Raw genomic sequence first — 24,236 nt, 5'->3', positions numbered from 1 at the left:
GCCTACCCCCGAGTTCCTTGTCGTCGCACCTGGTCAGCCAGCCTTGGCGGCCGCCTCCGCAAACTCCTCGGCCATGCGGTCGCCGCCGCCCGCCTTCCACTTCTGCACCGCGGAGGCCAGGCTGGACGGCTGCTCGCGCCCCAGGAACACCGAGGTGATCGCGTCCTGCATCTGCTTCTCCAGCGCGGAGCCCTTGGAGTTCTGCGTCTGGGAGTACAGGTGGGCGGCGGGGTTGGGCAGCAGCATCGGCACGACCTGCTTCTGCCACTCGTAGTTCGCCTTGTCGACGCCGGGCGCGCCCTGCGGGTTGCACAGGACCTGCGGGCCGCCGGCGATGTAGGCCAGGCCGAGATCCTGCTCGCGCTGCCCGCGCGAGGTCAGCACGGCGACGCCGTCCTTGACGGTGTAGTCCTCGCCCTCGACACCGTAGTTCATGACGAAGGACTCACGGGAGCCGAAGGGGGCCGCGATGTAGTCGAGGACGCGCAGGAAGCGGTCGACCTTGTTCTTGTCGCTCGTCTTCTTCAGCATCGTCATGGCGTACGCGCCGCCGCCGGTCCAGTAGATCGCCTTGCCGCCGTCCTTCTCGAACGGGACCATCATCCCGAAGACGACGTCCTTGTCGTCGGCGACGATCCCGACCGAGCGGGTGCCGTCCATCATCATCGCGATCTTGCCGGACCTGAACAGCGCGTCGCGCTGCACCTTGCCCGCGTTGGCGTCCATCGTGACGGTGGCCGGGTGGAAGTAGCCGCTCTTGTACATCCCGGCCATCTCCTGGATGGCGGGGACGAAGCCGGGGTGCTCGTAGGCGGAGGTGAAGGAGCCGTCGGCGTTGCGGGTCCACTTGTTGGGGACGCCGAACGCCATCTGCAGGAATTCGGAGATGCTGCCGCCGAAGGCGTAGACGCCGGCCTTGGGGTCGGTCACCGCCTTGGCGAGGTCCCTGAACTCGGCGAGGTTCTTCGGCTGCGCGTTGGCGCCGGCCGCCTGGATGACGTCGGTCTTGGTGTAGATCTGCACGCTGTAGACGGGGTCGGACTTCGGCACGCCGTAGATGCGGCCGTTGAGGTAGCCGTTGAGCCAGCCCGCCTCCTGGATGCCCGCCAGGTTGGGGTACTTCTTCACCGCGTCACCGGACAGGTACTCGCTCAGGTCGGTGAACTGCGTCTCGGCCAGCTGCGGGAGCCGGGCGACGTTCATGTAGAGCGGGATGGAGACGACCTCCGGGAGGTCGTCGCCGGCGACCATCGCGGGGAACTTCTGCGCGAAGTCGGCGAACGGCACCTGGACCGGCTTGACCTGGACGTTCAGCTCCTTGTTCAGCAGCTGCCAGTAGACGTTCTTCTCCACAGGGGGCGCCGGCTGCCCGAAGGTCATGACGAGGAAGTCGAACTCCCCTCCGTCCCCGACCGGGCCGTTCACCGTCTTCGGCCCGTTCAGCGGGAAGGAGTCGTAGACGTCCATGAGCCCCTGCGCGTTGCCCTCCAGGGTCGGCTTCGGCTTGACCGGCGGAACGTAGGTGGGCATGGGCACCGATTTGCCGGCGGCGGGCGCCGCCGCGCCGCCTCCCGCCCCCGGCCCGGAGCCGCCGCACGCGGCGAGGGGGACTCCGAAGGCGGCCAGGGCGGCGCCGAGTCCGGCGCCCCTGAGCAGGGTGCGGCGGCTGAGCGGGGAAGCGGGTCCGTTGTCGATGGTCATGTGCGATTCCTTCTTGCGCGGCGGGGGCTAGCCCTTGATCGCGCCGGTGAGCATGCCTTTGGACATGTGCTTGGTGAGGAACGGGTAGACGCACAGGATCGGGACCGTGGCGATCACCACGAGGGCCATCTGGATCGACTGCGCGGGGGGTGTGACGTGACCCGGGAGCTGGGTCGCGGTCGTGGTGATGGTGTTCTCCAGGACGAACGAGCGCATGACCAGCTGCAGCGGCCACATCTGGCTGTCGTTCAGGTAGAGCAGGGGGCCGAAGTAGTTGTTCCAGTAGCCGACCGCGAGGAAGAGCCCGACGACGGCGATGACGGCTTTGGACAGCGGCAGCACGATGGACCACAGGATCCGCCACTCCCCCGCGCCGTCCATGCGGGCGGCGTCGAAGAGCTCCTGCGGGATGCCCTGGATGAAGCCCCGGATGATGACGATGTTGAAGGCGCTCACCGCCCCGGGGATGATCAGCGCCCAGTAGGTGTTCAGCATGCCGAGCTGCTTGACCATCAGGTAGACGGGGATCATCCCGGGCCCGAAGAGCAGGGTGAGCAGCACGAACGTCAGCAGGCCGCGCTGGAAAAGCGAGCCGCGCCGGCTGAGCCCGTAGGCGGCGAGCACCGTGCAGAACAGGCTGAAGGCCGTTCCGGCCACGGTGATCCCGACGCTGATGACGACGGACCGCGACACCTGGGTTCCGTCGAATATCTGCCGGTAGGCGTCGAAGGAGATGCTCGTGGGCCACAGGACGTAGCCGCCGTTGGCGTCGATCTGCGCCTTGGTCGCCAGGCTGGTGGAGACCACGACGAGGAACGGGAAGACCACCACGCCGCTGATCAGGAGCAGCGCGAGGGCCTTGAGGGCGACGGCGACGGGCTTGGGCCTGCCGAGCCACACGGGACGGTCGGTGACGCTCATCGCCGGTACACACCTTCCTCACCGAGCTTGTGGGCGAGCTTGTTCGCCGCGAGGACCAGGAAGAGGCTGACGACGCCCTTGAGCAGGCCGGCCGCCGTGGCCGACCCCCAGCTGCCGTCGACCACGCCGTTGAAGTAGACGAAGGTGTCGAGGACCTCCGAGGCGCCCGGCCCGACGGCGTCCCGTTGCAGCAGGATCTGCTCGAAGCCCACGGTCAGCGAGTCGCCGAGGCGCAGGATCAGCATCAGGACGATGATCGGCCGCATTCCCGGCAGGGTGACGTGCCAGAACCGGCTCCAGGCCCCGGCGCCGTCGATGACGGCCGACTCGTACAGGCCCTGGTCGATCGCGGCGATCGCGGCGAGGAAGATGATCGTCCCCCACCCGGCGTCCTTCCAGATCGCCTGCGTGGTGAGCAGCAGCTTGAAGAGGTGCGGGTCGGTCATGATGTCGACCGGACTCGCGCCGTGCGTGATGAGGAACCTGTTGACGACGCCGGCCCCGCCCGCGATCTGCTGGAACAGCGCGATGATGACGACCCAGGAGAGGAAGTGCGGCAGGTAGATGACCGACTGCACGAATCTCCTGGCGAACGGCACCGCCACGGTGTTCAGCAGGACCGCGAGCAGGATCGGCACCGGGAAGAACAGCAGCAGCTGCAGGAAGGTTATCTGCAGGGTGTTCCACACCGCGCCCCAGAAGGCCGGGTCCTGGAACAGCGCGGTGAAGTTGTCCCAGCCCACCCATTCCGAGCCGGTGAAACCGAGGAACGGCACGTAGTCCATCCACGCGATCACGCTTCCGAGAAGCGGGATGTACGTGAACAGCAGCAGGACCACCATCGCCGGCGCCACCATGACCAGCAGCGGCGAATCACGCCATAACTTCGTGAGAAACGGGATCTCGCCTGACGCGCGGCGCGGAGCCGGGGGTTTTCCTTCGGGAGGCGATGTGACCCGGAGCGATGCTTGATTGACCGCCATGCCCACCTTCTTCATCCAGTCTCGCTCGACCGCCGACGACCAGTGGTGTTCAGGCGGATACCAGCGAAGTACCGGGACCGTACCACTTGCACCAACTAAATACAACGAGTACCTTCGCCGACGTCGGACGGCGCGATCTCCCCCGCACCGCGCCACTCGGATCGACACCTCGGGACGTACTTTGGACGCCTACTCCTCCCTCCTCCCTCGACCGTCGAAGGCCTCACCACGTCCGGGAGCATGCCGTTTAACTGCGGGAACGATTCTCAAGGTCAACGGTTCCGGCCGGACGCAAGCGATCGCGCAGAGCTTTCTCGCCGACCTCGGCGTCCCCTTCTCGCCGACATCGACGGAGGGCAGACCGCGTAATACCACTAAGACCACGTGGTTCACCGTGAGCGACCGGGACGACCACGTGCCCGGCGGTTACGAGGTGGAGATCTCCGAGGGACGTCTGGACGTCCGCGCGGGCGGGGTGGAAGGGGTCGTCAACGCCCTGACGACGCTCCGGCAGCTCCTGCCCGCGAACGCCTGGCGCCGCGGCGCGGCGCCGGAGGGCGGCTGGAGCGTGCCGTGCGGGATCGTGGCCGACCGTCCGGCGTACGCCTGGCGGGGGGCGATGCTCGACGTCGCGCGGCACTTCTTCCCCAAGCGCACCGTCCTGCGGTACATCGACCTGCTGGCGGCGCACCGCTTCAACCGCCTGCACCTGCACCTGGCCGACGACCAGGGGTGGCGCGTGGAGAGCCGCCGTCACCCCCGCCTGCACCGCGTCGGGAGCTGGCGGCCCTCGACCCGGCTCGGCCCCGACGGCGTGGCCGACGGGACCCCGCACGGCGGCCACTACACGCTGGACGACCTGGCGGAGATGGCCGCCTACGCCCGGTCGCGCGGCATCGAGATCGTCCCGGAGATCGACGTCCCAGGGCACACCTCCGCCCTGCGCGCCGCCTACCCCGAGCTGGGCGAACCCGGACGCGACCAGGCCGTCCTCGACACCGTCTGGGCCGGCGGGTCGTCCATCAGCCCGACCCGCCCGGTGGTGGCCTTCCTCCAGGAGGTGCTGGAGGAGATCCTCGACGCCACCCGGGCGCCCTACGTGCACCTCGGGGGCGACGAGTGCGACATGAGCTGGTGGGCGTCCGACCCGGTCATCGCCGCCGAGATGGCCGAGCACGGCTACACCGACGTCAAGCAGATGCACGGGCACTTCCTGCGCTCCCTCGGCGGCTTCCTGGCCGGGCTCGGCGTGCGCATGGTCGTCTGGGACGAGGCCTTCGTCACCGGCGGCGTGCTCGACGACACCATCGTCATGGCCTGGCGCGGCCACCGGGTGGCCGAGCGCGCCGCCGCGTCCCACGACGTCGTGCGGACCCCGCTGTTCCCGACGTACTTCAACTTCGACCAGTCCGGCCTGCCGCAGGAGCGCCGCTCCGAGGGCGGCCCGATCACCCTGGGCGACGTCGCGGCCTTCTCCCCCGCCCCCGGCGAGTGGCCCGCCGAACGGCGCGCCCGGGTCCTCGGCGGGCAGTTCCAGATCTGGACCGAGTGGGTCCCCGCCGAGCGGCACCTGGACTACCTCGCCTTCCCCCGCGCCTGCGCGCTCGCCGAGGTGCTGTGGTCCGGCGAGATCCTCGACCTGCCCGAGTTCGAGGCCCGTCTCGCCGGGCACCTGGAACGGCTCGACGCGCTCGGCGTGGAGTACCGTCCGCTCGACGGCCCGCACCCGTGGCAGGCCGGGGGCACCGGCGTGTGGCGGCGCGCGCAGTCGGGGCGGATCGAGGAGACCAGGAAATGGGTCGAGTCGATCTCGCACGAACCGTGAGCCGGCCCTTCCCCTGGCCGACCTCCCCTGACCGACGATCCGGAAAGCAGGCACCGATGGAACGCAAGCCGAAGCTCCTGTGGGGCACGGCCACCTCGTCCTACCAGATCGAGGGCGCCGTCGACGAGGACGGCCGCACGCCGTCCATCTGGGACACCTTCTGCGCCACCCCCGGCACCGTCGTGGCCGGGGAGACCGGCGAGATCGCGTGCGACCACTACCACCGGATGCCCGAGGACGTCGCCCTCATGGCCGGGCTCGGCATCGACGTGTACCGCTTCTCGCTGGCGTGGCCCCGCGTGCAGCCGGACGGCACCGGGCCGGGCAACCCCAAGGGCATCGCGTTCTACGACCGCCTCGTGGACGAGCTGCTCGCGCGCGGCATCCTGCCGTGGATCACCCTGTACCACTGGGACCTGCCGCAGGCACTCGAGGATGCCGGAGGATGGCCCGGCCGCGACACGGCCTACCGCTTCGCGGAGTACGCGGCCATCGCCCACGACGCGCTCGGCGATCGCGTCCGGCAGTGGACGACCCTGAACGAGCCGTGGTGCTCGGCGATGCTCGGGTACGTCAGCGGCCGGCACGCGCCGGGACGCCGGGACGCCCGGGCCGGGTTCGCCGCGCTGCACCACCTGCTGCTCGGGCACGGCCTGGCCGCCCAGGCCATCCGGGAGGGGGCCCACGCCGGCGGCCGTGCCGACGGCCTGGAGGTCGGCATCACCCTCAACCTCTCCCCCAAGATCCCCGCGACCGCCTCGCCGGAGGACCTCGCCGCCGCGCTGTGGGAGGACGGGCTCAGCAACCGGCTCTACCTTGACCCGCTGCTGCGCGGGGAGTACCCCGCCGACATCGCCGGGAAGCTGGAGGAGCTGGGCTGCCCGCTGCCGGTCCGCGACGGCGACCTGGCGATCATCGCCCAGCCGCTGGACGTGCTCGGCGTCAACTACTACTCCTCCAGCGTGGTGGCGGCGGCGCCGGCCGGGCAGAACCGGTGGCCGGGGACCGCGACGATCGCCCGGGACGTGGAGCGCACCGCCATGGACTGGGAGGTCACCCCCGAGGAGCTGACGCACCTGCTGCTGCGCCTGGAACGGGAGTACCCGGGCCCGGCCTGGTACATCACCGAGAACGGCGCGGCCTACGCCGACGAGCCCGACGAGAACGGCTACGTCGACGACGTCGACCGGGAGAACTACCTGCGCACCCACATCGACGCCGCCCTGGAGGCCCGCGAGCGGGGCGTGAACCTGCGGGGGTACTTCGCCTGGTCGCTGTTCGACAACTTCGAATGGTCCTTCGGCTACGACCGCCGCTTCGGCATCGTCCGGGTCGACTACGACACCCAGAAACGGACGCCCAAGCGGTCCGCCCGGTACTTCGCCGAACGCGTCGCCCGCGAGAAGGCCCTGGAGTCCTGAGGCGTCGATCCTGTCACCGGCGTCATCCTGTCGCGATCGGGGAGTGAGAGTTGCTGAGCATCCTGACGAGCCACCTGGGGTACAACACGCCCGGCTCGAAGAAGGCCGTGATCCTGCTGCGCGAGCCCGTGGCCGTCGAGGCCGCGTTCCTCGTCGGCGACGGCGGGGCCAGGGTCGAGCTGGAGGTCGGCCCGGAACTGCGGGTCGACCGGTGGTCGATCGGCACCTTCCGGCGCCTCGATTTCAGCCGTGTCCGGGACGAGGGCCGGTTCCGCGTGGAGGTCGTCACCGCGGGGGGCACCCACGTCTCCGAGCCTTTCCAGATCGGGCGGTACCGGTTGCACCACTCGACGCTGTCGGACGCCCTGTACTACTTCAAGGCCGTCCGGTCGAGCGGGGAGATCGACAGGAAGGACCGCCACGCCCGGTTCCACGGTGACGACTCCGGGCGCACGGTCGACGCCCGCGGCGGCTGGCTGGACGCCTCCGGCGACCACAGCAAGTTCCTCAGCCACCTCAACTACACCCGCATGATGAACCCCCAGCAGACCCCGCTGTGCGCGTGGGCGTTCATGGCGGCGCGGGACGAGCTCGGCGCCCGGCATCCCGAGCTGTGGGCGACCCTCGGCGCCCGCATGCGCGACGAAGGGCTGCACGGGGCGGACTTCCTGCTCAGGTTCCAGTCCGAGGAGGGGTACTTCTACACGGCGATCTTCGACGCGCTGACCAAGAGGCTCGACGAACGGGTGATCAACGCGCCGCTGCAGGACAGCGTGCGCACCACGCGCTGGCAGGCCGCCTACCGGCAGGGAGGCGGCATGGCGATCGCCGCCCTCGCGCGGGCCGCCACCCTGGACGACCACGGCGACTTCACCGCGGAGGAGTACTTCCGGGCGGCGTACCGGGGGTTCGCCCACCTGGAGGAGCACAACCACGAGTACCTCTACGACGGCACCGAGTCGGTCATCGACGACTACTGCGCGCTCATGGCGGCGACCGAGCTCCACAGAGCCGCCGCCACCGTGCCCGGCGCCCCGGGCCGGGCCGTGTTCGAGGAGGCCGCCGAACGCCGGGCCGCCTCACTGATGGACCGCTACACCGGGACCGGGAAGGGCTTCGGTCACCTGCGCGGGGACGCCGAGGGCCGGCCGTTCTTCCACGCCGCCGAGTCCGGGCTCCCCGCTGTGGCGCTGATGCGCTTCGCGCAGGTGCTGGACGGCTCCGCGCTCGCCCCGAGGGCGCGGGCGGTGGCGCTGGCGCTGCTGCGGGACGCGGCGTACCTGGCCGACGAGGTGGACAACCCGTTCGGCTACGCCCGGCAGTACGTGCAGCCCGCCGGGGAGGAGCCCCGCACCAGTTTCTTCTACCCGCACCGGAACGAGACCGGCTACTGGTGGCAGGGCGAGAACGCCAACATCGCCTCGGTGGCCTACGCCGCGCTGCTCGCCGCCGGGCTGCCCGAGTGCGACGCGGGCCTGCGCGAGCGGCTGCTGACCCTGGCCGAGGACCAGTTGCACTGGGTGGTCGGGCTCAATCCGTTCGACTCCTCTATGATCCAGGGGCGAGGACGGAACAACGTCGAATACTCCACGGCGTTCCAGAACGTTCCGGGCGGCATCCTCAACGGCGTGACCAGCGGGTTCGACGACGAGCACGACATCGCCTTCATGCCCGCCGAGCAGGCGGGCGGCGGCGAGACGTGGCGCTGGGCCGAGCAGTGGATCCCCCACACCGCCTGGTTCCTCCTCGCCGTCTCAGCCGTCCGCTAGGAGGCCTCGATGCGATCGGCCGAGAAGCCGGCGAAGGTCACGATCCGCCCGTACGAGCCGTTCGACCTGCCCGGCATGTACCGCGTCTGCCTGGCGACCGGCGACTCGGGCAGGGACGCCACGGGCCTGTACGCCAATCCGGACCTGCTGCCGCACATCTACTGCGGCCCGTACCCGGTCGCCGACCCCGGCCTGACGTTCGTGGCCGCCGACGAGCGGGGCGTCGTCGGTTACGTCGTCGCCACCGCCGACACCGTGGGCTTCGAGGCGTGGCTGGAGGACGACTGGTGGCCGCGGCTGCGCGAACAGTACCCCCGGGAGCTCGCCGCCGACCCCGGCGACGGCACGCAGGACCACCTGCGCGTCGCGCACCTGCACGACAGCAGGCCGGCGTCCGACGAGCTGTACGAGCGGTACCCGGCGCACCTGCACATCGACATCCTGCCGCGCGGCCAGGGGGCGGGCCTCGGCCGCGGGCTGATGGGCACCCTCATCGCGGCCCTGCGGTCGCGCCGGGTCCGCGGCCTGCACCTGGGGGTCGGCAGCGGCAATCCGGGGGCGCACGCGTTCTACCTGGCCTGCGGGTTCACCGAGGCGCGCCGCGCCGCCTGGGGGTCGACCATGGTGATGGACCTGCGCGCCGGCTGACCCGCGGCGCCGTCAGCCGTGGAGGTAGTCGACCAGGCTGGCCTTCTCCATCTCGAGTTCCTCGATCTCGCTCTTGACCACGTCGCCGATGCTCACGATGCCGGCCAGCCGGCCGTCGTCCAGCACCGGGATGTGGCGGATGCGGTGCTCGGTCATGGTCTTGCGCAGGACGTGGACGTCGGCGCCGGGCTCGCAGGTGCGGACGGGCGTGGTCATGATCGCCGAGACGGGCTCCTCCAGCACGCGCGGGCCCCGCGCGTGCAGTTGCCGCACCACGTCGCGCTCGGAGACGATGCCCTCGATCGACAGCCCGTCCTCGGAGACCACGACGGCGCCGATGTTGTGCCGGGAGAGGGCCTGTAGTAGTTCGGTGACGCTGGCCTGTGGTCGCACGGTCGCCACCGTGCTGCCCTTAGCTCGCAGGATCGCGCTGATGAGCATCGACACCACCTCATAAGCGTGGGGAGGCCGGAGAGTACCTCTGACTTCCCCACCTCAGCACATCGTTAAGCGCGGGAATCGGTAAAGGGACGAGCGGCGGGGCGGGAAACGGCATATGGCCGAAAATCTCGCAGATCAGTACTATGCCACATATCACAATGTCCACGGGCACGACGGGAACCGCGATGACCGACCAGTTGAACACCGGCAGCCACGACCTGCCGATTTCCGACGCCCTCGCCGACTTCATGACCGAGAGCTGGGCGGACACCAGCCGGCCCGGTCTGGCGCCGCTGCCGCTGGCCGCCTACACCGCCAAGCGCCGCGCCGCGCTCACCCAGCGCTTCCCCGGCGAGCGGCTGGTGATCCCGTCCGGCACGCTGAAGGTGCGCAGCAACGACTCCGACTACCGTTTCCGCGCGCACAGCGCGTTCGCCTACCTGACGGGGAGCCAGGAGCCCGACGACGTGCTGGTCATCGCCCCCTCCGGCGCTGCCACGCTGTTCACCCGCCCCCGCTCCCCGAGGTCCGCCGAGGGCGCGGCGGGCCAGGAGTTCTACCGCGACCGCCGCTACGGCGAGTTCTGGGTGGGCGCGCGCCCCACCCTGGAGGAGGCCGAGGCGCTGTACCAGATCGAGTGCGCGCCGACCGACCGCCTCCGCGACGCGCTCACGGGCCCGGCGCGGGTGCTGCGCGGCGTCGACCCCACCGTGGACGTACAGGTGGCGCCGCACGACGGCGACGCCGAGTTCGCGTCCTTCCTGTCGGAGATGCGGCTGATCAAGGACGAGTGGGAGGTGGCCGAGCTCCAGCACGCGGTGGACGCGACGGGACGCGGCTTCGAGGACGTCGTGCGGGCGCTGCCGCAGGCCCTCGCCCACCCGCGCGGCGAGCGGTACGTCGAGGGCGTGTTCGGGCTGCGGGCGCGGCTGGAGGGGAACGCCGTCGGGTACGACACGATCGCCGCCTCCGGCGCGCACGCGTGCGTGCTGCACTGGATCCGCAACGACGGCCGCCTGAACGGCGACGAGCTGCTGTTGCTGGACGCGGGCGTGGAGACCGACAACCTCTACACCGCCGACATCACCCGCACACTCCCCCTGTCGGGACGCTTCAGCCCGATCCAGCGGCAGGTGTACGAGCTGGTCTACGAGGCGCAGAACGCGGCGATGGAGGTGCTGAGGCCGGGGGCGCGGTTCCGCGACTTCCACCGCGCGGCCATGGCGGTCATCGCCGAGGGGCTGCGCGAGTGGGGCGTGCTGAAGTCCGCGGAGGGCGACCTGCACCGCCGCTACACCCTGTGCAGCAGCGGGCACATGCTCGGGCTGGACGTGCACGACTGCGCCAAGGCCCGCGCGTCGGCGTACCTCGACGGGGTGCTGGAGGCCGGCCAGGTGCTCACGGTCGAGCCCGGCCTCTACCTGCAGCCGGACGACCTGACGCTGCCGCCGGAGTTCCGGGGCATCGGCGTGCGCATCGAGGACGACCTGATCATCACCGAGGACGGCGCCCGGCTGATGTCCTCGGGCCTGCCCCGCCACCCGGACGAGATCGAGTCCTGGATGGGCGTCCTGCTGGGCTGAAGCGGCGGCCCGCATTCTCCCCCAACAATCACATATAAATCAATAAATGCCCGATTTGCGCTTCAGGGATTTTCCGGGGAAAACCAAGAAAGCGCCGATTTACCGGCCCGCCCGTCATTAAGGTGGCTGACTCGTAGAAGTCGTCCGCGAACCACGAGGTGGTCATGGCGGAAACACACGCGATCGGCCGCCGATGACGGGCGGTGAGGGCGCGGCCAGGGGCATGACGCGGCCGGTCGTACGGCTGCTCGGCCGGATCGGCGAGCTGTCCGCCGTCGCCCTGGACGGGCTGCGGCACAGCTGGGACGTCCGCACCTGGTGGTGGGAGTTCGCCGGCCAGTGCTGGTTCCTCGCCAAGGTCACCAGCGTGCCGGTGCTGCTGGTGTCGATCCCGCTCGGCGCGACCATCGCCCTGCAGGTCGGCGACCTCGCCTGGCAGCTCGGCGCCTCCTCCGCCACCGGCGGCGCGGTCGTCGCCGGAGTGGTCCGCGAGGTCGCGCCGATGGCGTCCGCGCTGCTGATCTCCGGCGCGGGCGGGTCGGCGATGACGTCCGACATCGGGGCGCGGCACATCCGTGACGAGCTGGCCGCGATGGAGGTCATGGCCGTCGACCCGGTGCGCCGGCTGGTCACCCCGCGGCTGTGGGCGGCGAGCACCGTGGCCGTGCTGCTGGTGCCGCTGGTCATCCTGTCGGCGGCGGGCGGCGGCTACTTCTTCAACGTGATCGTCCAGGGCGTCACCCCCGGCGCGTACCTCGACGGGGCGCTGTCGCTGCTGCGGCCGGGCGACCTGCTGGTGACGCTGTTCAAGGCTTGGGTGTACGGCCTGGTCACCGCCACCGTGTCGTGCCACATGGGCATGACCTGCGCCACCAGCCCGGTGGGGGTGGGCCGGGCCGTCAACCGGGCGACGGTCGTGACGTTCATGCTGGTCTTCAGCGTCAACTACGTCGTCTCGACCCTGTACTACCTGCTGTTCCCGCCGGGGTCGGCGTGACGGCGGCGGCGCACCGGCTGCTGCGGGGCCCGGCCGAGCGGCTGGCGGCCCTGTCCGAGGTGCCGGTGTTCGTGGGGCGGGTGCTGTTCCACTCGGTGCGCGACGTCGTCCTGCGGCCGAGGTTGGCCAAGGTGGTGCTGCGGCAGGTCAGCGACGTCGTGGTCGGGGTGGGCGCCACGGTCGTCGGCGGCGGCATGGTCTTCGTGGTGTTCACCATGGCGTTCTTCGTCGGCGCCACCGTCGGCCTGCAGGGCTACCAGGGGCTCCAGGCGATCGGCGCCGAGTCGTTCATGGGGCTGATCGGCAGCTTCGTCAACGTGCGCGAGATCACCCCGATCATCGCCGCGGTCGCCCTGGCCGCGCAGACCGGCTCCGCCTACACCGCCGAACTCGGCGCCATGCGCATCTCCGAGGAGATCGACGCGCTGGAGGTGATGGGCGTCGACTCCTTCACCTACCTGGTGTGCACGCGGGTCGTGGCGGCGCTGGCCGCCCTGGTGCCGGTCTACCTGATCGCGCTGTTCTCCAGCTTCTTCGCCACCCGCCTCGTCTGCACGTGGTTCTTCGGCATGGCGCCGGGGGTGTACGACCACTACTTCCACCTGTACCTGCCGGTGCGCGACGTCGTCTGCAGCGTCGCCAAGGTCGCGGTGTTCGCGTTCTCGGTCGTCGTGATCCACTGCTACTACGGCTACAACGCGACCGGCGGCCCGGTCGGCGTGGGTGTCGCGGCGGGCCGCGCCATCAGGCAGTCGATCATCGTCGTCGTGCTGCTGAACCTCCTGCTGTCCTACCTGTTCTGGGGGAACGGCGGGGGCGGGAGGCTGATCGGCTGATGCGCCGGGCACCGCTCGCCGCACGGCTCGCCGTGTCGGTCTCCCTGATCGCCGCGGTCGCCGCCCTGGCGTACGTGATCGGCGAGGCCGGGGAACCGTCCGGGCCCCGGTTCACCGCCGTCTTCGGGCACTCCGGCCAGGGGCTGGACACCAACTCCCCGGTCAAGATCAGGGGCGTCACCGTGGGCCGGGTCACGGGCGTCGAACTCGACGGCGAGGCCCGCTCCGTCGTGGCCGTGCGCCTGGATTCGGGGGTGCGGGTCCCCGACACGGCGCGGGCCACCGTCGAGCCCGTCTCGGTGTTCGGGCCGAAGTTCCTCGACCTGATCCCCGGAGCCCACGAGGGCGACGGCCCCTACCTGCGCCCCGGCGCCCGCATCCTCCGCACCGAGGACCCCGAGGACCTCGCGGGCTCCCTGGCTCGGGCCTACCGGGGCCTGGCCGCCGTCGACCCCAGGGAGGTCGCGGTGGTCGTCCACACCCTGGCCCAGGGGCTGGACGGCAAGGGCGGGGAGCTGAGGCACATCGCCGACGACGCCGGCACGCTCGCCGAGATCGCTTACCGCCACCGGGCCGACGCCCGCCGCTTCCTGGCCGACGCCGCCGCGCTGAGCACGAGCCTGGCGGGCCCGGGCCGGCCGATCGTCGCGATCGCCCGTGACGTGGAGGCGCTCACCCCCGCGCTGCTGCGACGGGCCGACGAGGCACGGGCGCTGCTGCGGGAGATCAGCGCGATCTCGGCGCTCGGCGCGCACGGCCTGAACCGGCACCGGGCCGATCTCCGGGTCGCGGTGAACTCCGGTGAACGGGCGGTGGCGCTCATCTACGCGCAGCTCGGGGTCGCCGGCGACGGCGTGCGGAGCGTGAGGCGGCTCCTCGGCCTGCTCGGCGGTCTGACGAACGCCCCCGGTCCCGCCGGGGCGAACCAGCTGCGGGTCCAGGCGTTCCTCCCCGCCGACCTGTGCGAGCTGGTCGTGGGGGCCTGCGGCCCGTCGGGCGGGAGGTGACATGGGACGCGGCGGGACACTCGCGAAGTTCGCCCTGTTCTTCGCCGTCACCGCGGGGCTGATCGTGGTCATCGCGCTGCAGATCGCCCGGGTGGGCACGGGCGGTGGGCACCGGCTCGTGGCGCGGTTCGACGACGTGTCCGGCCTGCGGGAGGGCGACGAGGTCAAGATCGCGGGCGCCCCCGTGGGGCGGGTCGACGGCATCAGGGTGGTCGACGGCAGGGCCGAGGTCGAGATGTCCGTCCGGGACGACGTCAGGATCCCCGCCGACAGCCAGGCCGCCGTGCGGTGGCGCGACGCCCTCGGGCGGCGGGTGGTCTACCTGCTCCCCGGCACGTCGGGGGACGTCCTCGGCGACGGCGCGCGTATCGCCCGCACCACCTCGGTGACCGACCTCGGCGAGCTGGTCGCCGATCTCGGCCCGCTGACCCGCAGCCTGGACCCCGACGACATCAACCGGCTTCTCACCGCCGCCGGGCGGGCCCTGGACGGCAACGAGAAGGGCATCCCCCGGCTGGCCGGCGACCTCGACGCCCTCACCACGACGATCGCCCGGCGCAGGAGCGCCGTCGAGGGCATGGTGAAGGACTACGCCACGGTCACCGGGGTGATCGCCCGCCGCGACAAGCAGATCGCCCGGCTGATCGACGATCTCGTCACCCTCGGCGACGCCTTCGACGGCAACCGCAGGCTGGTCGACGACGCCCTGGTGGAGCTGTCCGCCACCGTCCGCACCTCCGACGCGATCCTCGGTTCCAACGCCGAGGAGCTCGGCACCGTCGTCGACCGGCTCTCCCTGGTCACCTCGGGGGTCCGCCACCACATCGGCGAGATCGGGTCGGTGCTGGACGGGGTCCGGCCGCTGCTCGCCCGCGCCTTCTCCGCCACCGCCCGGGGGCACTTCGTCACCACCGCGGTCCCCTGCCTCGCCGCCGGCCCGCCGCCCTGCCCGTACCCGATGACCACTCCCCCGCCGTCGCGCGCGGCCACGGCCGAGGGCCTCCGTCACCTGCTGGTGGGCGGCCGGTGAAGTCGTTCAGGGAGCGCGACAAGGTCACCGTGGGCGCGGTGTCGCTCGCCGTCGCCGCCGCCGTGCTGACCGCGACGTTCCTCGTCGGCGGCCTCGGCCTCCTCGGCGGCGGATACCGCATGTCGGCGATCTTCCCCGACTCCGGCGGGCTGCGCGCGGGCGACGACGTCCGGGTGGCCGGGGTCACGGTCGGCAGGGTCACCGAGGTCCGCGCCGACTACGCCCATGGGAACGTCGTCGTCACCTGGCGGGTGGACGACGGTGTCAGGCTCGGCCCGAAGACCAGGGCCGAGGTGACCCTGTCGAACCTCCTCGGCGGCCGCCACCTCCGGCTGAGCGGCCCGGTCGTCCCGCCGTACATGGACACCCTCCCCGAGGAGCGGCGGGTCGTCCCGACGAGCCGCACCGGCACCCCCGTGCTGATCAACGACGCGCTGAAGGACGCCACGCGGGTCGTCCGGCGGATCGACGCCAAAGCCGTCGGCAGGCTGCTCGACGAGCTGGCGAAGGTCCGCACCGGCAGGAAGGGGCAGGTGACCCACCTGCTCGGCAACATCGGCGACCTGGCCGACACCATCGGCAGGAGCGAGCCGCGGCTGCGCGAGCTGGTCGCCAACGGCGACCGCGTCATGCGCCTGGCCGAGGCCAAGGACAGGGAGCTGGGCAGGCTCGTCGACGCCGTCCAGGCCATGCTGGACGAGCTGCGGCGGCGGCGCGACGAGCTGCGCGCCCTGCTCGGGGACGGCAGCCACCTGGTCACCAGCCTGACCAGGCTGATCGACGAGCACGAGAAGGCCCTGATCGGCACCGTCGACGACCTGGACGTGATCTCGGGCAGGCTGCGCGACGGCGACCGCGAGCTCGGCCGGACCCTCGCCTGGGCCGGGCCGACGTTCACCGGTCTGTCCACCATCGGCGGCCGGGGGCCGTGGATCGAGGCGATCACCACCGCGCTCGGCCCGGTGGACCCCGAGGTCCTCGGCCTCCTGCGCCGCCACCGGGAGGGCAGACGATGAGGCGCCTGGTGGCGGCGGCCGCCGTCGCGCTGCTCCCGCTCGCCACGGCGGGCTGCTCGGCGCCGGCGGGCGGCCCCGCGCCCTACCGGCTGGTGGCCTACTTCCCCGCCGCGCCGTCGCTGTACGAGCAGGCCGAGGTGACGGTCATGGGCCTGCCCGCCGGGTCGGTCGACCGCGTCCGGATCGAGGGCGGCCACGTCAGGGTCGAGATGACGATCGACGGGCAGGTGCCGCTGCCCGCCGACGTCCGGGCGGTGGTGGCCCCGCGGACCACCCTGGGTGAGCGCGACGTCGTCCTCTACCCGCCGTGGCGGCCCGGGAAGGCCAGGGCCGCGGCGGGCACGGTGATCCCCGAGGAGCGCACCGACCTGCCGGTGGAGGTCGACGACGCGCTGGAGGCGTTCACCAAGCTGACCGACGCCCTCGACCCCCGCCGCACGCGCGCCTTCGCCGGCAACCTCGCCGGCGGCCTGCGCGGGCGGGGCGGCGACCTCAACCGGGCGCTGTCCGCCACCGCCGGCCTGACCCGCACCCTGGCCGCGCAGGACGACGAGCTGGTCAGGCTGGCGGGCGGCCTCGACCGCCTCGCCACGAGCCTGAACAGGCGGGAGGGCCAGGTGAAGCGGACGATCGACGCCTTCGCCGCGGCGAGCTCGACGCTGGCCGGCGAGCGCGCCCGTGTCCGGGCCTTCGTCCGGGGCGTCGCGGGGTTCGTGCGGCGCGGCGAGGTGCTGGTCGCCGCCTACCAGGAACGGCTGCCGCGCGGGGTCGCCGCGCTCGCCGAGGTGGTGCTCACGCTGAAGGCCGACAGCGAGTCGGTGGCGCGGGCGATCGAGGCGTCGTCGCGCTGGGCCGACGTGATGCTCGACTCCTGGGACAAGGAGCACCACGTGATGAAGATCCGCATCGTGCTCGACGCGATGGTCCGGGCGTGGCTCACCCCTCTGTTCGACTCCCTCGGTCTGGGCGCGGTGCCGTGCCTGCCCGCCGGGCTGAGCGACTGCCGCCGGCGGCGGGGAGGTGACAGGTGAGGATCTCCCGCCGGGGCCGCGCCGCCCCGTACCGCGCGGTGACCGCCCTGCTCGCCGCCGCCGGGCTCCTGGCGGCGGGTTGCGTCCCGCACCTGCCGGGAGAACGCGCCGGAGAGCTCACGATCAGCGCGACCTTCGACGACGTGCAGAGCCTGGTGTCCGGGCACGGCGTGCAGATCTCCGACGTGCGGGTCGGGACGGTCACCGGTGTGGCCCTCGACGGGTACCGGGCGAAGGTGACGATGTCCATCGAGGACGGCCATCCCATCCCGGAAGGGACGACGGCGACCATCGCCAAGACCTCGATCCTCGGCGAGAACTACGTCGCGCTGAACGTCCCCAAGGGCCGCGGCCTCGCCACCGGGCCGTTCATGCGCAGCGGGGAGACGATCGCCGACACCTCCGTGCGGCCCGACATCGAGCAGGTCACCGCCAAGGCGGGGCCGCTGGTCGACGCCCTGGCCGCGCAGGACGTCAGCGCGATCCTGGACGCCGGCGCCACCGCGTTCGCCGGCAAGGGCGACGACCTCAACCGGCTGATCTCCCGCACGACCGAGATCGGCGCGAGCTACGCCCGGGCGCGGGGGGACATCGCCACCGCGATCGACAACCTCGCGCGGCTCGGCGCCGACCTGCGCAGGGGCGGTTCCGAGCTCGACAGGCTGCCGGGGACGCTGGAGGCGGCGACGGCCCGGCTCGTCCACGGCCGCCACCATGTCAAGCAGGCCCTCACCGAGCTCACCGGCCTCGCCCGGGCCGCCGAGGCGACCTTCCGTCCCCGGCACGCGGCCCGGCTGAGGCGGCTGCTGGACCGCCTCGGCGCGATCGCCGCCTCGACGCTGCGCGGCAAGGACGACCTCACCAGGCTGGTCGCCACGATGAACCGCTTCATCTCCACCCCGCCCGTCACCGTCGACGGCCGGTTGCTGATCTACGTGTGGCTCAGGGGACTGCTCCCGCCGAAGGCCCCGCCCCGGTCCTCCCCCGGTAGGCCGCCTGCCCGCGACGGCGGCCTGCTCGACGGCGTGCGACTGCTGCCGGAGCCGCCGCGATGAGGCCCCGCATCGTGGTCAACCTGGTGTTCTTCGCCGTGCTCGGCGTGGTCATGACCGTATGGGCGTTCAGCGGCCTCATCGAGCTCGACGCGATCACCAGGCCCTACCGCGTGGACGCCGAGTTCGCGTCCTCCCCGGGCCTGGTCGAGGGCGTCGACGTCGCCTACCTCGGCGTCCACGTCGGCAAGGTCGGCGAGATCCGCCTGGCCCCCGGGAAGATCGTCGTAGGGCTCGACCTCGGCCGTGACGTACGGCTGCCCCAGGGCGTGACGGCGGCGATCCGCCGCAAGTCGGCCATCGGCGAGCCCTACGTCGAGCTGTCGCCGCCCTCGAACGGCACGGGCGGCCCCAGGCTCGCCGCCGGGGACGTCATCCCCCTGGCCAAGACCTCGGTGCCCGTCGACTACCGGAGGGTCTTCGAGGGGGTCGGCAGGCTCCTCGGCACGGTGCCCCCGGACGAGGCCCGCACGATCGTCCACGAGCTGGCCACCGGCCTCGACGGCCGCTCCCCGGCGATCCGCGGCCTCATCGACGACGCCCACGACCTCACCGCCACCCTCGCCGGTAACGCGGGACTGCTGGACGACCTCGCCGGGCAGCTGACCAGGCTGACCGGCACACTGGCCGGCCGGCGCGACAAGATCGCGGCAGGCGTGCGGAACCTGGCCGCCGTGACCGGGGCGCTACGCCGCTCGCGGGAGGATCTCGACGCCGTCCTCGCTCGCGGGCCGTCCCTGCTGAGGCGGATCGACGGGCTGCTCACGACGGCCCGGCCCGGCCTGTCCTGCCTGCTCACCGCTGCCGCCGAGCATCCAGGCGTCGTCTTCACCCCGCGCGGCTCGCGGTACGTCCACCACGTGCTCGCCGGCCTTCCGACGGCGCTCGCGTTCGCCCGCGACATCACCGACAGGCGGGCGGACGGCGTCTACGCCAGGACGGCGTTCGTCTTCAGCGTCCCCGGGGGCCCGAAGCCCGCGGTGGAGTACGACAGCCCTCTCGCGCCGCCCACGATGCCGGCGCCACGGCACTGCCCCGAGCCGCCACGGCGGCGCTGAACCGCGAGGAGACCGACATCATGCCCGAACCCGCGCTCACCGAGGAACACCACGCGCCCCAGGCCGAGGAGGCCGCCACGCCCGTGAAGCCCTCCGGCGCTCCCGATCCCGGCGGCCCCGCGGCCCCCGTGGTCAGGCGAGGGCGGGCCCGGGCGGCGGGGGCGCTCGGGGTCGTGGCGTTCACCGCGGTGACGGCCGCCGGCGTGCTCCAGTGGCGGGAGGCGAGCGGCCTGTCGCGGGAGCGGGCGACGCGGCTGGCGGTGTCGTCGGCGGCCGCCCGGTTCGGCCGGCTCCTGCTCACCTACGACTACCGCGACCTGCGGCGGGCCCGCCAGGACGTCCTGGCCCTGTCCACCGGCGACTTCCTATCGACCTACGACCAGGCGTTCGTCGGCGGCGCCCTGCAGAACGTGATCGTCAAACTCAAGGCCGTCTCCACGGCCTCGGTGGGCGAGGTCTACGTCGGCGACGTCGACGGCGCCCGCGCCGACGCGCTCGTCCCCGTCGACCAGCAGGTCACCAGCGACGTCGGCACCCGGCGGGTGACCGGCACGTACCTGCGGCTGAAGCTGCTGCTGGACAGGGGCTCCTGGAAGGTCGACCAGGTGGTGACGCTCGGCGCGGCCGACGAGCAGGTGACCGGCAAGGACGGCACCCCGGTACCCGGGCCGGACGCGTCCCCCACCCCGCGCAGGAGCGGCTCCTGACACCGGTTCAGGCGCCGGCGCGCGGGCCGGCCGTCCGTTCGCGGGCGGGCCGGCCCGGGGTCGGGTCCAGGAAGACGTGGCTGATGTCCGGATAGCGTTCCACCAGCCGGTGCTCGATCTCCTCCGAGGCCTGCTCCAGCCGGTCCCCCGTGCACTCGTCGACGAAGTCGATCTTCGCGGCGACCAGCACGTCGTTGGGGCCGAGCATCATGGTCAGCAGCTCGACCACGCCGCTCACCTCGGGCGAGGCCTTCAGCTCGTTCATCACCTCGCGCTGCAGGCTCTGCGGGGCCGCCTGCCCGATGAGCAGCGAGGCGTTGGCCTTGATGAGGTGCAGGGCGATGCCGAGCAGCAGCAGGCCGATCAGCACCGAGGCCAGGCCGTCCCACAGCGGCGACCCGCTGAGCTGGTAACCGAGCAGGCCGATCGCGGCGATCACGATGCCGAGCAGCGCCGCGGAGTCCTCGAACACCACGGCCTTGACGGCCGTGTCGGCGGTGTTGGCGACGTACCGCCCCGTGCTGACGCTCCAGCGCTCGGCCTCGCGCCGGACCTGCTTGACGGCTCTGATGAACGAGACCATCTCGAGCACGAAGGAGATCGCGAGGACGATGTACGAGACGGCGAGGTCGGCGAGCTCCTCGCCGTACAGGATCGTCTGGACGCCGTGGGTGATCGAGAAGCCCGCGCCCACCACCAGCGTCGCGCCCGCCGCCATCAGCGCCCAGAAGAACCCCGCCTTGCCGTACCCGAAGGGGTGCCGCCGGTCGGCGGGCTGCTCGCTGCGCCGCACCGAGACCAGCAGCAGCACCTCGGTCACGGTGTCGGCCGCCGAGTGCGCCGCCTCCGACAGCATGGCGGAGGAGCCGCTGAGCAGGCCCGCCACCAGCTTCGCCGCCGCGATGGCGAGGTTCACCCCTGCCGCCACGAGGACGGTGAGGAAGCTCTCCCTACCCTCGTTCTGCTCCGTCTTGTCGCTCACGCCGCCCCTCCTTCCCCGGCGCGGCCGTCAGTATCGGCCGGAAGGGAATTTTGTTCCGCGCTCATGGGCGCGCCCGCGTCATCTGTCCGTACTGGCCCGCCGCGTCCCATCGGGAGGGAGATAGATTCACTGCATGAGCACGGCGCACTCGGAGGACCTCGAACCCAACTGGCTGAGCGACGAGGAGCAGCGGGCCTGGCGTGCCCATCTCGCCGCGCACAGGCTCCTGGAGCACCGGCTCGATCGCGACCTCCACAGGTTCGGGCTGTCGGTGAACGACTACGAGATCCTCGTCAACCTCTCCGAGAGCCCGGGTCATCGGATGCGGATGAGCGATCTGGCCGAGGCGACGATCCAGTCCCGCAGCCGTCTGTCGCACCAGATCGCCCGCATGGAGGCGGCCTCCCTGGTCGCCAGGGAGAGCTGCCCGGACGACCGGCGCGGCACCTTCGCGGTGCTCACCGAGCACGGCTGGGAGACCATCCAGCGGGTGGCGCCCATGCACGTCGCCAACGTGCGCTACCACTTCATCGACCGCCTCACCCCCGAGCTGGTCACGGCCCTGGAGGCCGCCTACACCCCCGTCGTCGAGCACCTGCTGCGCCTTCGGGCCGAGGAGCGCGCCTAGGTCCCACCCTCGCACGCCGCTCGAGCAGTAGCCCCTTCGGGCGGTTTGCGAGGTATCGGGGGCGGGGCCACCGGGATGCCCCCAAACCGATACCTGCGAATCCACTACCGCTCCCCGAACGATGGCTACCATCCGGGCTGTGTCGAAAAGGTCGCTCACTCTCCTGACCTCCACCCGCACGCCAGGCGCGCCGGCGTCCGAGGTCACCGCGGTCCGGCTCTTCGTCGTGCCGCTCCTGGCGCTGCTGTGCCTGGTGGCGGCGTGCTCGTCGTCACCGGCCGTCACGCTTCCGGCGGGCAAGGACCTGGTGGCCAAGTCCGCGCAGGCCATGCGAACGGTCAAGACCGTCGCCTTCACGATCGCGACCGAGGGCAAGCCACCCGTTCCGGTCAAGCACGCCGAAGGCACCCTCACCGGGCAGGGGGCCGCCAAGGGCACGATCCAGATCCAGGTGCTGGGCAACCTCCAGGAGCTCAACTTCGTACTGACCGGCGACACCGTCTACTTCAAGGGCCCGACCGGCGGCTACCAGACGATGACGCGGCAGCAGCTCGCCGGCATCTACGACCCGTCGGCCATCCTCGATCCCGACAAGGGCGTCGCCCACCTGCTGGCCACCGCCTCCGACCCGCGTACCGAGGCCGAGGAGAAGGTCGGCGGCACCGACGCCTACCGGGTCGCGGTCACCCTGTCGCAGCAGGTCATCGCCACGCTCGTGCCGGGCGTCGGCCAGGGGGTGAACGGCCGGGTGTGGATCGACAAGGCCACCGGCCGCCTGGTGAAGACGAGCCTGCCGGTCGGCACCGGCGCCAACGCCGGCACGGTCGTGGTCACCATGGACGACTACGACGCCCCCGTCACCATCACCCCTCCGGCCAAGCAGTGACGCTCCCCTCCCGCCGCGACGGCGACCGGCCGCCCGGCCCTTCCCACGGACGGCCCGGGAACCAGGACGACGACCGGCCGGGAACTCCCTCCACCGGCGGGGCCGGCTCCGCCGGGGCGACCCGCCGCGTGGCGCTGGGTGTCGGCGGCACGGCGGTGCTGCTGGCCGCGCTCGACGCCTACGTCGTGGTCACCGTCCTGGTCGACATCGCCAAGGACGTCGGGGTGCCGATCAACCACCTCGAGCGCGCCACGCCGGTGGTCACGGGGTTCCTGCTCGGCTACATCGCCGCGATGCCGCTGCTCGGCCAGTTGTCCGACCGGTACGGCCGGCGTCCGCTCATCCACGCCTGCCTCGCCGGCTTCGCGGCCGGGTCCGCGGTGACGGCCCTCGCCACGTCCGTCCCGGCGCTGACGGCCGGGCGTACGCTCCAGGGCATCGCGGGCGGGGCGCTGCTGCCGATCACGATGGCACTGGTCGGCGACCTGTGGGACGAGCGCACCCGGCCGGTCGCGCTCGGCGCCGTGGGCGCCGCGCAGGAGCTCGGCAGCGTCCTCGGGCCGCTGTACGGGGCGGGGCTGGCCGCCCTGGCCGGATGGCGGGGCATCTTCTGGGTGAACATCCCGCTGGCCCTGCTCGCGGCGGTGGCCGCGCACCGTACCGTGCCGCCCCCGGCGCCGCGCACCGGCCCGCGCACCCGCGTCGACGCCGGCGGCGGCCTGCTGCTGGCCCTGGCGCTCGGCCTGCTGGTGGCCGGGCTCTACAACCCCGAGCCCGACAAGGCCGTCCTGCCACCGTGGGGCGTGCCCGCCATCGCCGCCGGCCTGGTCGCCCTGGTGGCGTTCGCGGTGTGGGAGGCGCGGGCGCGCACCCGGCTGCTCGACATGACGGGCGTGCGGCGCGGCCCGTTCGCGGCGTCGCTGGTGGTGAGCTTCCTCACCGGCGCCGCGCTGCTGGTCACGCTGGTGGACGTGCAGCTCACCGCCCAGACGCTGCTGGAGGAGGACACCGTGGGCGGCGCGCTGCTGCTGTCGAGGTTCCTGGTCGCGCTGGCCGTGGCGGCGTTCCTCGGCGGGCTGCTCGCCCGGAGGTTCGGCGAGCGGGCGATCGCCGTGGCCGGGCTCGCGGTCGCCTGCGCCGGGTACGCGCTGATCTCCCGCTGGCCGATGGACCTGGCCGGCGCCGCCTATCCCCTCGGCCTGCCCCGGGTCGACGCCGACCTGGTGGTCGCGGGCCTCGGCGTCGGCGCGGTGATCGCCCCGATCTCCTCGGCGGTGCTGCGGACCACCCCGGCGGAGCGGCACGGCGTGGCCGCCGCGGCCGTCGTGGTGGCCCGCATGATGGGCATGCTGCTCGGCGTCGCCGCCCTGTCGGCGTGGGGCTTCCACCGGTTCCAGTCGCTCACCGCCCACCTGGACACACCGCTGCCGTTCGGCGTGGAGCAGGCGGAGTACGCCCGCCGCCTGGCCGAGTACACCGGCAAGGTCCAGGCGGCCCTGCACACCGAGTACACCGAGATCTTCCTGCTGACGGCGATTCTGTGCGGCGTCGGCGCCTTCGTGGCCCTGGCCCTGCCCGCCCGCGCCGTCCCGGCTCCTGCCGCCGCGCGCCGGGACGACCGGGCCGCCACCGAGCACCCCTGACCGGCCGCCGTCCGCCCCGAAGGGCCTTCATCGACCGGCCGGACGGTGGTCCGGCACCATGCGCATGCCGC

The 24,236-nt window shown here is 72.1% G+C and carries 22 protein-coding genes; 17 read left to right on the top strand and 5 right to left on the bottom strand.

Features of this window, described 5'->3' with window-relative positions:
- Positions 1-33: 33 nt before the first annotated feature.
- From KIK05_RS14130 to KIK05_RS14120, 3 genes are read right to left on the bottom strand one after another with little or no spacing between them, the layout of a single operon-like run.
- Complete coding sequence (locus KIK05_RS14130) at positions 34-1,701, bottom strand: extracellular solute-binding protein (RefSeq protein WP_214411142.1); 1,668 nt, start codon at positions 1,699-1,701, stop codon at positions 34-36.
- A 27-nt stretch (positions 1,702-1,728) separates the two neighbouring features.
- Positions 1,729-2,622, bottom strand: coding sequence for a carbohydrate ABC transporter permease (locus tag KIK05_RS14125; protein ID WP_214411141.1), 894 nt, complete (start codon positions 2,620-2,622; stop codon positions 1,729-1,731).
- Positions 2,619-3,479: an ABC transporter permease gene (locus KIK05_RS14120; protein WP_250562766.1), complete on the bottom strand. Its 861-nt coding sequence runs from the start codon at positions 3,477-3,479 to the stop codon at positions 2,619-2,621. The genes KIK05_RS14125 and KIK05_RS14120 overlap by 4 nt, the downstream gene beginning before the upstream one ends.
- A 307-nt stretch (positions 3,480-3,786) precedes the next feature.
- On the opposite strand from KIK05_RS14120, the gene KIK05_RS14115 reads away from it, so the two are divergent.
- The 4 genes from KIK05_RS14115 to KIK05_RS14100 are packed head-to-tail and all read left to right on the top strand — an operon-like array spanning position 3,787 to position 9,268.
- Complete coding sequence (locus KIK05_RS14115) at positions 3,787-5,430, top strand: beta-N-acetylhexosaminidase (RefSeq protein WP_250562765.1); 1,644 nt, start codon at positions 3,787-3,789, stop codon at positions 5,428-5,430.
- Positions 5,431-5,486: 56 nt separating this feature from the next.
- A complete protein-coding gene (locus KIK05_RS14110; protein ID WP_214411138.1) occupies positions 5,487-6,851 on the top strand; it encodes a GH1 family beta-glucosidase in 1,365 nt (454 codons plus the stop codon).
- A 50-nt stretch (positions 6,852-6,901) separates the two neighbouring features.
- A complete protein-coding gene (locus KIK05_RS14105) occupies positions 6,902-8,620 on the top strand; it encodes a glycoside hydrolase family 9 protein (protein ID WP_214411137.1) in 1,719 nt (572 codons plus the stop codon).
- 9 nt (positions 8,621-8,629) lie between these two features.
- Positions 8,630-9,268, top strand: coding sequence for a GNAT family N-acetyltransferase (locus KIK05_RS14100; RefSeq protein WP_214411136.1), 639 nt, complete (start codon positions 8,630-8,632; stop codon positions 9,266-9,268).
- A 12-nt stretch (positions 9,269-9,280) separates the two neighbouring features.
- On the opposite strand, the gene KIK05_RS14095 is transcribed toward KIK05_RS14100, so the two are convergent.
- Positions 9,281-9,709 carry a CBS domain-containing protein gene (locus KIK05_RS14095; protein ID WP_214411135.1) on the bottom strand — a complete coding sequence of 143 codons (429 nt, stop codon included), beginning with the start codon at positions 9,707-9,709 and terminating at the stop codon, positions 9,281-9,283.
- Between the two features lie 185 nt (positions 9,710-9,894).
- On the opposite strand from KIK05_RS14095, the gene KIK05_RS14090 reads away from it, so the two are divergent.
- From KIK05_RS14090 to KIK05_RS14045, 10 genes are all read left to right on the top strand, one after another.
- Positions 9,895-11,292 (top strand): aminopeptidase P family protein, encoded by a 1,398-nt coding sequence (locus KIK05_RS14090; RefSeq protein WP_214411134.1) that lies wholly within the window; start codon positions 9,895-9,897, stop codon positions 11,290-11,292.
- Between the two features lie 193 nt (positions 11,293-11,485).
- Positions 11,486-12,289, top strand: a complete 804-nt coding sequence (locus tag KIK05_RS14085; RefSeq protein WP_214411133.1) for an MlaE family ABC transporter permease — start codon at positions 11,486-11,488, stop codon at positions 12,287-12,289.
- The gene (locus KIK05_RS14080) at positions 12,286-13,125 is read left to right on the top strand and encodes an ABC transporter permease (RefSeq protein ID WP_214411132.1); all 840 of its coding nucleotides are present in this window, start codon (positions 12,286-12,288) and stop codon (positions 13,123-13,125) included. The genes KIK05_RS14085 and KIK05_RS14080 overlap by 4 nt, the downstream gene beginning before the upstream one ends.
- Positions 13,125-14,132, top strand: coding sequence for an MlaD family protein (locus tag KIK05_RS14075; RefSeq protein ID WP_214411131.1), 1,008 nt, complete (start codon positions 13,125-13,127; stop codon positions 14,130-14,132). The genes KIK05_RS14080 and KIK05_RS14075 overlap by 1 nt, the downstream gene beginning before the upstream one ends.
- 1 nt (position 14,133) lies before the next feature.
- Complete coding sequence (locus KIK05_RS14070; protein ID WP_214411130.1) at positions 14,134-15,162, top strand: MCE family protein; 1,029 nt, start codon at positions 14,134-14,136, stop codon at positions 15,160-15,162.
- Complete coding sequence (locus KIK05_RS14065; protein ID WP_214411129.1) at positions 15,159-16,178, top strand: MlaD family protein; 1,020 nt, start codon at positions 15,159-15,161, stop codon at positions 16,176-16,178. The genes KIK05_RS14070 and KIK05_RS14065 overlap by 4 nt, the downstream gene beginning before the upstream one ends.
- Positions 16,175-17,209 (top strand): MCE family protein, encoded by a 1,035-nt coding sequence (locus tag KIK05_RS14060; RefSeq protein WP_214411128.1) that lies wholly within the window; start codon positions 16,175-16,177, stop codon positions 17,207-17,209. Before KIK05_RS14065 ends, KIK05_RS14060 begins: the two co-directional genes overlap by 4 nt.
- On the top strand, positions 17,206-18,264 hold the full coding sequence (locus KIK05_RS14055) for an MCE family protein (RefSeq protein WP_308249911.1): 1,059 nt from the start codon (positions 17,206-17,208) through the stop codon (positions 18,262-18,264). Before KIK05_RS14060 ends, KIK05_RS14055 begins: the two co-directional genes overlap by 4 nt.
- Positions 18,261-19,319 (top strand): MCE family protein, encoded by a 1,059-nt coding sequence (locus KIK05_RS14050; RefSeq protein ID WP_214411127.1) that lies wholly within the window; start codon positions 18,261-18,263, stop codon positions 19,317-19,319. Before KIK05_RS14055 ends, KIK05_RS14050 begins: the two co-directional genes overlap by 4 nt.
- Positions 19,320-19,339: 20 nt before the next feature.
- Entirely contained in the window at positions 19,340-20,026 is a 687-nt protein-coding gene (locus KIK05_RS14045) for a hypothetical protein (RefSeq protein WP_214411126.1), read from the top strand.
- A 7-nt stretch (positions 20,027-20,033) separates the two neighbouring features.
- On the opposite strand, the gene KIK05_RS14040 is transcribed toward KIK05_RS14045, so the two are convergent.
- Positions 20,034-21,008, bottom strand: coding sequence for a cation diffusion facilitator family transporter (locus KIK05_RS14040; RefSeq protein ID WP_214411125.1), 975 nt, complete (start codon positions 21,006-21,008; stop codon positions 20,034-20,036).
- Positions 21,009-21,141: 133 nt separating this feature from the next.
- Between KIK05_RS14040 and KIK05_RS14035 the strand changes: the two genes are divergently transcribed.
- The 3 genes from KIK05_RS14035 to KIK05_RS14025 all read left to right on the top strand — a co-directional run bounded on the left by KIK05_RS14035 (position 21,142) and on the right by KIK05_RS14025 (position 24,165).
- Positions 21,142-21,636 carry a MarR family winged helix-turn-helix transcriptional regulator gene (locus tag KIK05_RS14035; RefSeq protein WP_214411124.1) on the top strand — a complete coding sequence of 165 codons (495 nt, stop codon included), beginning with the start codon at positions 21,142-21,144 and terminating at the stop codon, positions 21,634-21,636.
- A 139-nt stretch (positions 21,637-21,775) separates the two neighbouring features.
- Positions 21,776-22,522: an LppX_LprAFG lipoprotein gene (locus KIK05_RS14030; RefSeq protein WP_308249910.1), complete on the top strand. Its 747-nt coding sequence runs from the start codon at positions 21,776-21,778 to the stop codon at positions 22,520-22,522.
- Positions 22,519-24,165: an MFS transporter gene (locus KIK05_RS14025; protein ID WP_214411122.1), complete on the top strand. Its 1,647-nt coding sequence runs from the start codon at positions 22,519-22,521 to the stop codon at positions 24,163-24,165. Before KIK05_RS14030 ends, KIK05_RS14025 begins: the two co-directional genes overlap by 4 nt.
- The last annotated feature ends 71 nt before the right edge of the window (positions 24,166-24,236 follow it).

This window comes from Sphaerisporangium fuscum (genome assembly GCF_018531465.1).
Taxonomy (GTDB): Bacteria; Actinomycetota; Actinomycetes; order Streptosporangiales; family Streptosporangiaceae; genus Sphaerisporangium; species Sphaerisporangium fuscum.
Note: the sequence above shows the minus strand (reverse complement) of the source record. Positions and strands in the feature narration are given on the sequence as shown.